The following is an 11,604-nucleotide window of genomic DNA, read 5'->3' as shown; positions in this document are numbered from 1 at the left end:
ATGACCCTTAACAGGACATCTCTCCCCCTGCTTATTTCCACGCACGCTCTCAGGGAGAGTGTGAAAGCTTTTTACTGCCTGCCAGTTTCGTAGTATAGCATTCTTATTGCTGTGAAGCAAAAAAATGCATCCTGAATCAGCACGAAAAAATGGCAGGGTTAAAAACCGCTGCCATTTTAACATATTTTCTCTGGGATTACTACGAGCGAATTTCTTCGAGCAATGAGAGATTGACGAAGAGATCGCAACTCTGGCGCAGGGTGGCAGACATCGCCTCGTCAAAGGCCGCCACTTCAACGCGCACACCATGATCGGAGCAGTAGTCAAGCATAGGCATAAAGTCACTGTCACCACTAACCAGCACAATGCAGTCGACCGCGCGCCCCTCAACCAGGCGTACGACATCCATACACAGATCGAGGTCCAGGTCGGCCTTTTTCGCACCGCTGGAGAAGGTCTTGTAGTTCTTAGTGGTAATGCGATAGCCGAGACCCTTCACGGCCTGCAAGAACATCTGCTCATCACCGGCCTGGGGGCTGGTGGGACAATAGGCCTGTGCACGCACCAGGCGGCGATTACCGCGCAGGAAGTCCAGCAGCTTGCCAAAGTCAACCGACATGCGCAGGGTACGCGCTGAGTAGAGCAGGTTAGCCACGTCGACGAAGACGCCTACGCGCTCGGTCGAGGGGAAAGGAGGCAGGGTGACCGAGACATTGGTGGGAGCCTGCGCTTGACGGCGCATCTCTGTCACCAGGCGGTCTGACTGCAACTGCAAGGCCTGCACTATCGAGTTGGTAAAGTGATTAAACGCGGCGGCGCTGGGCATACCCTCCTGGCCACGACCCGAGCCAGGCGTTGAGACCGGGTAGGAAGGCGTGCGCTGAACCTCGGCACGGGCAATAGTGCGTCCTCCATCGCGGCTCACGACACTGCCACGCGCGGGCGAGGGATCAGGTCCCATAAATGGGCCGGGCAGATCGCCGCCATGATTCATCTGGTTGATCGTGTAGCCCGACACGATGGAATATGCCATCCCTGAAGGAGACTGAGGCAATGAACTCATTGGTGTCGCGAGTTCATTGCTCTGTCCACGCGCGGGTGCGGTTGGCTGCGCTAGCGCTGGTGCGGGTGTTGGCTCTGAAGGCGTCGGAGTAACCGGCGCGCTTGTGCTACCTGTCGTAGGACGATGGCGACGACGACGACGTGAAGATGCCGCCTTCTGCAATTCAGAATATTCCAGGGGTGGCAGATCTTCAGGCGCGATCTCCTCGACGGCCGCCGCCAGGGTTGTATATGTTGGTGTATTATCCGAGTTTGGCGCTACAGGGGATGTTGCCATAGTGCTTATCACTTCTTTCTGGCGCTCATGTCCCCGACGACGCCCATTCTCTTTGACGGGTGGCGTCGCTGTTTCGGAGGCAGTAGAATCCTGATTAGCTTTCTTGCTTGTCTGTCCTTCGCGACCCGCTGCGGTCTCCGCAGCTTTCGGCGCCACTTCTGGCTGGGCTTCGGCTTCAACTGCGCGGATCTCCGGGGTCTCTTTGGTCTCTTTGGTTTCTTTAGGCTCTTCGGCACGCATGGCTGGAGCTGAAGGGGTCGTCCCGTTGAGGGCACTGGGCGCGCCACTGGTGGCAGGCGCCGGCTTAGCCGCTGCTGCTTTTGAGGCAGAGGGACGGTCGAAGCGATAACGACGCGCGGGACGTGGCGGTGTGCTCTCAGCAGGCGCGGGCGCAGCTTCGGGCTGGGCCTCAGCTTCAGGCTGGACCGGAGCCTCAGCCTCATTTGAGGTGGCTTTCTCCTTTTCGCGCTCCTCGCGCAGGTGACGGGCACTATGACGAGGGAAGCGAATACGCGAGGCCGGGCGCAAGAGAGGTGAGACCGCTCGCTCTTTTACTGGCTGAGCGGCGCCCTCCTCTTCGCTCTTCTCCGACTCCACATTTTTCTTCTCTTCGCTCTCGCTCATGCTTGTAGGTACCTCTTCCGTCGTGCGCTCAGGCACTGTCTCCTGCGTGTCAGCAGGGCTAGAAATCGTCTCGTCCAAACGCTCAGGCTCGGCAACGGGAGTAGAGCTAGTCGCCTCTTCTCCTGCCACCATATCCTGGCTCTCTTCCTGCTCCTGCCCAGTCTGCGTACGCTCCACATGGCGCTGAGCCAGGGGTGAAAGCAGCGCGAAGGCCTCTAGCTGAGACTCACGCAGCGAGGCATCAAAGCGCGCCTGGGCCTCGGCCTGGCGAAATTCTTCAATGAAAGAGGTAAAGGAACGAACCTCGTCTTCCTTTGACGGATGTAGCGAGGCAAAGCTTTCCTGACCAAATGGAGACAATTTCTCCTCGATGGCCTGGACATCTACTTCAATCACCGTCGGGGGCTGAGACTCAGGCGTCTCGGCCTCGCTGGAGCCTACTACAGGCAGCAGCTCCTGCTCAGGCGTCGTGGGTGCCTCCTGCACCTGCTCTTCTTTCGCACGCGGGGCTTCGACCGTCTCCTCTTGAGCGGGGATCTCCGCATCAGCTGGTTGCGTTACCTCGGCGCGATTTGTGTCCGTCTCTGAGAGTGTCGATAGCTCCTTCTGAGAGGCATCGGCAACGCTTTCGGCCTTCTCGGCAACGGGTGCAGCCTCTTCCTGCTCGTGTGCGGACGAGGCGGTGCTCAGCTCAGGGGATGGTGCAGATGCAGAAACCTCACTTGACGTGGGCAAAGATGCCTCAGTATCAGTGGAGGAAGATGCTACTGGAGTTGTAGGCTCTTCAGCCTGCTGCTGAGCCTCCTCCTCAACATGCTGCTCCTGAGAAACAGTGTCAGCAACGACAGGAAAGGAGGAACCTGTCACAGCCTCGGACTCAGAAGAAGTGGCGGTTTCAGATGCGGTCGACTCAACCGTTGAGTTGGGGTCTGACGGATGCTCTACAATGTTCGCATCAACGTCATTGTGATCATCAGAATGAGAATGTTTTGTTGTCACTAAGATCTCCAGTCTCAGTCACTACGGACAGAGCACAGGGAATCATCATAGGAAGCACGACCGAGGGATGTGGGCGAAACACTGCACGATGGCTTCTATTGGGAAGGCCAGATAAGCCTATCAGCCCTGAGGCAGATGCTTATCAACAAAGGCCTCTAGAAGTATCTCAATCAGATGCAGTTTCACGACCTACCTGGTGCGTCATCAGCATTTATGCGATTGTGCGTAAGCGAATATACTACCTATTTGAAAACCTGAGCGTGTGAGCGCTAGTCACGCGAGTGGCGCTGTTCCCCTCGCATGGGGAGTTGGTTTTCTCATAAGAAGGTACCAGGGCGAAGTGAAGATCTTTTCTGATGAATCATCGTAGTCAAGTCTCCGCCCTCCATCAACTCTTAGCAGTCCTGCCCTATGGAATGATGTTTACGAACAAAGCACGCAGGCCTTCACCATAAGTGTACACAGCCTCGTGTTATACACGCATGTGTTCTCTGTACTCTAATCCGATCTCGCAAAGTCTATGCCGTTAGAATCATTCGTGTTTTATGCCCTCATTGAGAGGCGAAACACTCGAGGGCAAGGGACGAGGGTTCGATTGAACGTTTTTGTCCGTCCCCGTGTTCAAGGTTGTATAAGGTATCGAATGACGCTGTTCGGGTTTACTGGTATCGTGTTGCTCATGAGATTGCTGTCGGGACGATTGCGCGACCTGAGCATGTGCGGACCGGCGAACAGACAGCCAGACCGCGAGCATCCGCTCTATAGCGGTTACGTTTGAGAGTACCGCGAGCAGGGCCAGCGCCCAGATACCAGTACCAGTAATAAGACCTAAAGCCAGTAGGATGACACGTTCCGGGCGAGCCAGAAGTCCGACCTTGCACTCGATACCCAGGCCTTCAGCGCGCGCTTTTGTGTAACTGACCATCAGCGATCCGACAACAGAAACAAAAATCAGAGTCACCATCCAGCCTTGCTCAAAGGGAGCAGGCCAGACTACGTCATGTACATTGGGATGCTGTAACGCATAGATGAGCAATCCCAGGAGAATGATACTCTCTGAATAGCGGTCGATGGTCGAATCGAGAAAAGCGCCAAAGGTGGTCGCGGCATTTTGGACGCGGGCCATTGCCCCGTCAAACATGTCAAAAATGCCCGCAAACAGCACCAGCCATCCCCCAAGTACCAGTGATCCCTGCGCAATGACTACTGCGGTAAGAATACTCAGCACCAGTCCAATGCCGGTCAACATATTGGGGGTAACACCCGAGCGAGCCAGGGGTTGTACGATGTACATTACCAGTTGCCTGGCTCGTTGCTGTATGCGCCTACTAAACATATATCTATTGTATCATACTTCGCCCCGATGGGACTAGCTCTTTTTGGTAGAAGATGGGCTTTCTCTAAAAAATGGTTGTCAAGCAGACAAATTTCCTATGCAGCATGGTTGGGGAGAACCTGGCTAGCAGCCATGGTGGACCGGTTCCGCGCTTCCTCGTCTCGACCAGGTGCATAGAGGGAAGAAAGTCGCTCCTTTGCATCTTGCTTAACCACCAAAAAGTCTTAGGAGAAAAGTTTGCCCCTCTGTAGGAAGGGCAGTTCTATAGCAACAGTCAATAAGTGGCCTATTATAGCAGAAACTTGTGAGCAGCACCAGGGCGTAGCTCCCTAGTAGCCGCGTACGCCAGTAGCGGGCTCCAGGAGCCCGCTACTGGCGTACGCGGCTACTATTTTGTTTAGGCGATTTGCGCGATATCGGTATTGATTCGTTCGCGACGGGCCTCGCGCCCTTGCTTGCTCATCAGGTAGCGTACCCATTGCGCGTACGCCCCTACATTCCAGAGCTTGCCGCCAGGGGCCGTCTGACCCGCCAGGATCATCGTGCGCAGGTCGGCCGCGTTCTCGCCCTCAAACCAGGTGACGCCACTAGCGATGGCGCTCAAGGAGTGCGCGTCGCTATTGCCCAGTTCCGGCAGGCCATAGCGCTGGCGATTGATGCTCATAGCGACGCCATTGGCATAGATGCCACAAAAGCTGGCGTTCCAGGTCTCCGCGCCGTCGAACCAGACGTCTTGCGCGGCGTGGATGCGATCCATGACGGTACGCTGACAACTATGGCGGAAGAAGCGATGCAGGGGGTGCGCAATAATTGCCAGGCCACCCTGTTCGTGAATCAGATCGATGCTCCGCTCCATGCTCAAACCGGCGGGAATACGCTTCTCGATAAAGAGGCCCAACAGATGCCCCTCTTTCGTGGTTACCTCTTCGCCAACAATAAAGTCGAAGCGGTATGATCCCTCGCGCCAGAGGTCACGTGCGCGCAACGACCCCTCAATCACATCATGATCGGTGATCGCGATGACATCCAGACCGGTGTTATGCTCGACATGTTGGAGTATCTGCTCAATCGTTGCGCTACCATCGCTATAAGTACTATGCATGTGGACGTCGGCTTTGCCATGTTTGCCAGCGGCCTGAGCCTGCTGCAATGTCATTTGTTTGCGGCGCGCCAGTTCTGCGGTCCCAAGCGAAGCGATCGTGTTGCTATTAAGTGCTTTGTTCTCATTGCCAGTGCCATTGTAACCATCACGAGTAACCATGTAGCTCCTTCTATACCTTTCATATCACAAGTGCATACGTACCGATTATTTCACTACAGACAGTACCATGAATGCGTTAAGTTTCCCTCTTAAGACAAGGTAAAATGCGCAAAGTTTTTGTAATATCAGGTAAATTTTGTTAAAAAAATTTCCTCTTCTGCGCATACTCAACCTCGGAAAAAGCTCTGGGAAACGCGCGTTATGCCGAGGCAAGGGTGGCATATCTGTATGATGTTGTCGAAACGTAGAGTTTTTTAAATGCATCTAGTCATTCATGCTCGCGTCGGCCTCGATGAGAGCACTCCCTACGGGAAGCACCTCTAGAATCTGAGAGGGATCTACTAACCGTCCCAGGCGCTCAAGACACTGCTGAAAACGCGAGTGATTTAAAGAACAATACACCTGGCGACCCGTACGGCGCGTCTGAATCAGGCCCGCACGACGCAGTTTACGCAGATGCCATGAGACCAATGGCTGACTGATGTTGAGCATTGCGGTCAGGTCGGTCACCGAAATCTCAGGCTGGCGGGCCAGGTGATAGACGATGGTGAGTCGAGCGACGCCACCCAGGGCTTTCGTCATCATTTTTAGATCGCGCCAGTCTTCCATAAACTGCCTATCACTCTCCAGAGAAGTTGCTTCTCTTTCGTCAACACTTACAACCAACTAGCTCTCCTCCTAAACTATATTATCGGCTAGGAGAGGTCCAGCCTTAACATATAAAGCTTTATTTATATTTTATCCATCTCTCTCCCACATGTCAAGGTATCCATCAACATTTCTTTATGTACCAACAAGGGACTTCTCTGTTTTATGCCCTGGGTTGCCGCCTGCGGCGGCAAGAGAAAAAAGAAGTTGGGGACACCCCAATCCCCGCCAGGGGCGCTGCCCCTGGACCCCGTTTGCCGCTAGAGAGGGGACGCGGGGCACACCCCCATTCCCGCCCTGGACCCCGTTTGCCGCTAGAGAGAGGGGACGCGGGGCACACCCCCATTCCCTGCCCCTGGATCCCGTTTGTCATGCCTTTTTAGGACTCTGGGGTTCGCACAATGGCTGCTCTTGCTGCTAGAATGAGTATATATTCTGATAGAAGGAGTATCTTCATGAAAATAGGTGTAGCACTTCCTATCGCCGAGCGAGAAGGGCAACAGGTGGAGTACGACGAGATCCGCGCCCTGGCGCTCCAGGCAGAAGACGAGGGGCTGGATTCTATCTGGTTCTATGATCATTTGCTCTTCCGCTCGCAGGGAGAACCTACGCGTGGCATCTGGGAATGTTGGACACTTTTGAGCGCCCTGGCCGAGGCGACAAAGCGTGTCGAGTTAGGTACTTTAGTCCTATGTACTGCCTTTCGTAATCCAGCGTTGCTAGCGAAGATGGCTGTGACGCTTGATGCTGTCAGCAAAGGTCGCCTGATTCTGGGGCTGGGCGCAGGCTGGCATCAGCCTGAGTTCGATGCCTTTGGCCTTCCTTTTGACCACCTGGCTGGTCGCTTCGAGGAGGCACTGAGCATCATTGTTCCACTGGTACGCGAGGGGAAGGTCAATTTCGAGGGTAAGTACTACAGCGCCAAAGAGTGCGAGATGGCGCCCGGAAATATTCGCGCCGGTGGGCCGCCTATTTTGATTGGTGCCTCGCGACCGCGCATGCTGGAACTTACGGCGCGTCACGCTGATCTCTGGAATACTTGCTGGCTGGGCCCTGTGGCAGCCCTTGCTCCACGCCTGGCACCTCTTGAGGAGGCTCGCCAGAAGGTGGGACGTGAGGCTGGCAAGCCAGGGGTGACCGTTGGCGTGTCCGTCCATATTCTGGCGGCAGGGGAAGAGGTTCCAGCCGCAGTTGATCGTGAACGCGTTATTGTGGGCACGGTTGAGGAGGTTGGACAGGCCCTGTACGACTATCAGCAGGCGGGCGCGGTTCATTTGATCTGCGCGCTGCGCGAGAATACCAGCCAGGCATACACCCGGTTGGCCCAGGCCGCGCAATACTGCCGCAAGCTACAAGCTCAGTAAAGCCTCGGCAACGACAAAAAACCCGCTTCTCGTGAGAAGCGGGTTTCCTGGTGGGTGACCAGGGAGTCGAACCCTGAACCTGTCGATTAAGAGTCGAATGCTCTGCCATTGAGCTAGTCACCCGTGCGACGCCATTAATACTACCACAGGTCATATACGAAGTCAAGCATTCTGCCAATGAATTTTTTATGATTGGAAAAAAAGATCTGTATGGTTGGCTGGTGGGCGCAGCCCACCAGCCAACCATACAGATCTTTTTTTCCAATTGACCCCTGATTTTGCGCTACTATGTCAGAGCAGGCGTGAGGGCTTTCTCGGCCATGGGGAGGGAGAAGCTGATACGTGTTCCCTCGCCGGGTGTGCTCCTGGCCCAGACCTTGCCCCCGTGGGCGGTGATGATCGCACGCACGATAGAGAGGCCCAGGCCGCTACCACCAGTGGCACCTGTGCGCGAGCGGTCGGCACGATAGAAGCGCTCGAAGATGTGCGGCAGGTCTGCCGAGTCAATGCCCACACCCGTATCCTCGATCCAGACCTCCACAGACTGCCCCGATTCTCCAGGGTGCGCCCCAACCGTTATCGTCCCCCCTACTGGAGTATGACGGCGGGCGTTATCCAATAAATTCAACAAAACCTGGGTAACGCGATCACTATCGGCCTGTACCAGGGGTACATCGTCCCGTGTTTCGTTATGGACGACAATGCCCGCGTGCTCACACTCTGGCTCAATAACGGCTAAGGTCTCCGCTATGAGCTCATGGAGTGAGAGTGGGGCCAGGTCAAGCCTCGTCCGACCAGACTCTAGGGAGGTCATCTGTTGTAGATCTGCTACCATACGACGCAAGCGCTGTACCTCTCGCCCAATACGTTGCGCAGTCTCCTGGCGCGCAGCCGGATCCTGGATCATATCGTCGGCCAGGGCCTCGCTAAAGCCCTGGATAGCTGTCAGAGGGGTGGCCAGGTCATGGGCGATATTGGCAAGCAGTTCCCGGCGCGCCTGCTCCTGGCGCCGCAATTCATTGACATCGGATTCAATAGTATCAGCCATTTCATTGAAGGTCTGCGCCAAAAGCCCCAATTCATCCTGGGCCGCGGGGACGGGCACACGCTGGGCATATTTCCCTTGCTTCATCTGTTCCGCGGCGAGGGTCAGCCATTTGAGGGGCCGCGTCATGCTGCGCGTGAGCAGGAGGCTAAAGAGCAGAACCAGGCTGCCCACAATCAGCGCCGTCAACTCGATTGAACTATTGATGCGATTGATTAGGGCATCCGAGTCGGCCTTGGGATCAGAGATAAACAGGGCACCAATGATCTGTCCATTAATTCTCATGGGAACACTGATATAGATTGACAGGAAGGACCCCTTGGCAGTGGAGACGTTTAAGTAGCCATCATCCTCCTGTCCGTTCAGCGATTTGTGCAGAGCGTTACCGAGCGTAGGATCTTTACAAGAAACGAAGCCATAAGGCTGGAAACATACAATATCCTGCCCACTGGCATCCACAATTTTCTGAATCTCAGGCTCACTAGAAACCAGAGTGCCATATTTATTGCCCCAGGTATAGCCCTGCTGGCGGTATTTATTCTCGTAATAGCCAGCAAAATAGATGGCCTTCTGACGGAGGTTGTCGTGCTGGGCCTCGCGATAAAAACTTTGGATCGCCAGCGAGATCACGATGGAGAGAATCAGGATCGCGCCAATGGTCACAAGCAATAGACTAAGCGTAAGCTTGGTGCGTAGACCAACTTGTGTGATATCGAAAGGCCTCTTCATGCTTCACCTTACCTGCCTGCATCCAAATACCCAGCCAGAGTGGGCCTAGCTCCTCAAGAGGACGACTCCATGCCTGGAGGAACAAACTTATATCCCACGCCCCAGACCGTCTGAATGACCTGTTGCACCTGTTTCGTAGACTCGAGCTTCTTGCGCAGCGTGCCAATGTGGACATCGACCGTACGCCCATCTCCCAGGTAGCTATAGCCCCAAACCTGGTTGAGGAGCGTCTCGCGTGTGAACACCCGGTCTGGAGCCTTCGCCATGAGCGCCAGCAGGTCAAACTCTTTGACGGTCAGCGAGAGCGCCTGTGGGCCGACGGTGACGCGTCGCGCGGGTATATTAATCAATAGGGGACCATAGCTCAGCTCTTCACCTGAGGCACTCTTCTCGTCGGTATGATGCCCCTCGCCCTCCACACCGGGACTGGAATAGAGGCCTGCCCGGCGCAGGATGGCCTTGACACGGCTTATGACCTCGCGGGGGCTAAAGGGCTTAACCAGGTAATCGTCCGCGCCCGAATCCAGGCCTGCGATGCGGTCCTCTTCGCCCTGGCGTGCGGTGAGCATCAGGATAGGCGTATTGGCCCAGGTACGAATACGCCGACATACCTCCATGCCATCGAGCATAGGCAGCATCAAGTCTAGGATCACTAGATCTGGCTTCTCGCGTGCATGGAGTTCAATACCAGCTATGCCATCGTTAGCAGTAACGACGGCATAGCCCGCCTGTTCAAGATAGAGGCGGAGTAACTGGGCAATATTTGCTTCATCTTCAATGACGAGAATCTTCATCATTCTCTACAACCTGTTTCCCTGGAAGAATATGGTGTTACTATAGCAGACGCACATCAAAGAACTTTAAGAAATATGTAAAGCTTTTTTAAGCCACGCACTGACTGCTACTACTCTGTTAAACTTCATTTGAAAGGTATTCATGCCGCCTGCGGCGGCGGGGGAGTGCAGAGGGGCGTTAGCCCCTCTGCACTCCCCACTTCCTCTCCGTTTTCCGCTTCGCGCCATGTTCCAGTCTACTCTCTGGGCCTGAGGTATCCCAGGCGCTCCAGGGCCATATATGCAGCCGCAATCTGTCCCTGTACCAGAAACTCCCCGTGATGAATAAGCTCAAGTAGCTCCGCTGGTGTAACCAGCAGGTTCTCAATGACCTCCAAAGGGTCGGGCTTGGGGACTCCTGTTTGCTGGATATTCCGTGCCAGGTACCACCAGACGCGTGTGCGCGCCCCTGTGGGATTGGCATACATGTGAGCCAGGAACTCCATATCCTCGGCCACTGCGACGCTATAGCCAGTCTCCTCCATCAGCTCACGGTGCGCCGTCATAAGCGGATTCTCAAATTCATCTGGATCGATTCCCCCGGCTGGAAACTCTAGCACCACCTGGCCGATACCATGCTTGTACTGGCGATTGAGCAAGAAGCGACCATCCTCTGTAACGGGTACCACGCCCGCCCAGCCGAAGTTCTCAATGATGTAATAGTCTTCAACGATTGGTCCCCCTGGTACCTCTACGCGCTCGCTACGCACCCGCAAATAGGGAGTATCTAAAAGCCGCCGTGATGATAGTGTCTTCCATGGCTCATGCATATCCTTCAAAACAGGGGTTCTCCTTCACTATAGAAGTATACGAAAATGGTTGCACACACATTGTAGCACTGTAGTAAGGTATGTGGTGTGGAAAAGGCATGCTGGCAGCCACAGGCTGCCAGCATGCCTTTTCCACACCACATACTTGACTCTGGATAGGTGGGGGGCTGGTTTCGAAAGAATTTCATTGACTTAATAACTGGTTGATGGTATTCATCAGAGTATCAATGTCAAAAGGCTTCTCTAGCCCCAGGAGGTGACGTTCCTCTAGTTCCTCGGTGCGCTGGCCCAGGCTCGCGCTGGTGATGATTGTAGGAACATGAGAGAGATCTTTCATGGCATGAAGGCGGTCATAGAGTTCGATTCCAGTCATTTCGCGCAATAGATAATCGATAATTAACATATCAACTTGTATACTATGCGCCAGGTTGAGCGCTTCATGCGGGGTTGTGGCAAGCAGGGTATAAAATCGTGGCTCCTCGGAGAGAGCCATTTTCATGACCTCACCAATGGCCTCGTCATCTTCAACAACGAGAATCACCTTGAGGGTTTTGTTCTCCACATTCTGGTCTTTCACCATATTCTACCTTCATTCCACTTAGTGCAAAACAGTTGACATTTCCATTTTTCTCTTGTTATACTCTTTTTGCCGATAT

General features: G+C 54.6%; 9 protein-coding genes and 1 tRNA gene. 1 reads left to right on the top strand and 9 read right to left on the bottom strand.

The annotated features are described in order from the left end of the window. Positions 1–199: 199 nt before the first annotated feature. From JMJ16_RS39135 to JMJ16_RS39120, 4 genes are all read right to left on the bottom strand, one after another. Positions 200–2,962: an NYN domain-containing protein gene (locus JMJ16_RS39135; protein WP_201390310.1), complete on the bottom strand. Its 2,763-nt coding sequence runs from the start codon at positions 2,960–2,962 to the stop codon at positions 200–202. 532 nt (positions 2,963–3,494) lie between these two features. Then, positions 3,495–4,256, bottom strand: coding sequence for a CDP-alcohol phosphatidyltransferase family protein (locus JMJ16_RS39130; protein WP_201370118.1), 762 nt, complete (start codon positions 4,254–4,256; stop codon positions 3,495–3,497). Between the two features lie 439 nt (positions 4,257–4,695). Further along, a complete protein-coding gene (locus JMJ16_RS39125) occupies positions 4,696–5,559 on the bottom strand; it encodes a PHP domain-containing protein (protein WP_201390309.1) in 864 nt (287 codons plus the stop codon). A 264-nt stretch (positions 5,560–5,823) separates the two neighbouring features. Further along, the gene (locus JMJ16_RS39120; protein ID WP_201370120.1) at positions 5,824–6,225 is read right to left on the bottom strand and encodes a helix-turn-helix transcriptional regulator; all 402 of its coding nucleotides are present in this window, start codon (positions 6,223–6,225) and stop codon (positions 5,824–5,826) included. 437 nt (positions 6,226–6,662) lie between these two features. Here JMJ16_RS39120 and JMJ16_RS39115 point away from each other — a divergent pair, with 437 nt between their 5' ends. Further along, positions 6,663–7,571 carry an LLM class flavin-dependent oxidoreductase gene (locus JMJ16_RS39115; RefSeq protein ID WP_201390308.1) on the top strand — a complete coding sequence of 303 codons (909 nt, stop codon included), beginning with the start codon at positions 6,663–6,665 and terminating at the stop codon, positions 7,569–7,571. A 48-nt stretch (positions 7,572–7,619) separates the two neighbouring features. Here the strand turns inward: JMJ16_RS39115 and JMJ16_RS39110 are convergent. From JMJ16_RS39110 to JMJ16_RS39090, 5 genes are all read right to left on the bottom strand, one after another. Further along, positions 7,620–7,694: transfer RNA gene (locus JMJ16_RS39110), tRNA-Lys, on the bottom strand. A gap of 163 nt (positions 7,695–7,857) precedes the next feature. Further along, on the bottom strand, positions 7,858–9,345 hold the full coding sequence (locus JMJ16_RS39105) for a cell wall metabolism sensor histidine kinase WalK (RefSeq protein ID WP_201390307.1): 1,488 nt from the start codon (positions 9,343–9,345) through the stop codon (positions 7,858–7,860). A gap of 53 nt (positions 9,346–9,398) precedes the next feature. Further along, entirely contained in the window at positions 9,399–10,142 is a 744-nt protein-coding gene (locus JMJ16_RS39100) for a response regulator transcription factor (protein WP_201390306.1), read from the bottom strand. Between the two features lie 233 nt (positions 10,143–10,375). Next, positions 10,376–10,948: an NUDIX hydrolase gene (locus JMJ16_RS39095; RefSeq protein WP_236601912.1), complete on the bottom strand. Its 573-nt coding sequence runs from the start codon at positions 10,946–10,948 to the stop codon at positions 10,376–10,378. A 184-nt stretch (positions 10,949–11,132) separates the two neighbouring features. Next, complete coding sequence (locus JMJ16_RS39090; protein WP_201390302.1) at positions 11,133–11,528, bottom strand: response regulator; 396 nt, start codon at positions 11,526–11,528, stop codon at positions 11,133–11,135. Positions 11,529–11,604: the final 76 nt, after the last annotated feature.

The organism is Ktedonobacter sp. SOSP1-52, assembly GCF_016587395.1.
The sequence above is the reverse complement of the archived record's forward strand: the minus strand, read 5'-3'. Positions and strand labels throughout refer to the sequence as shown.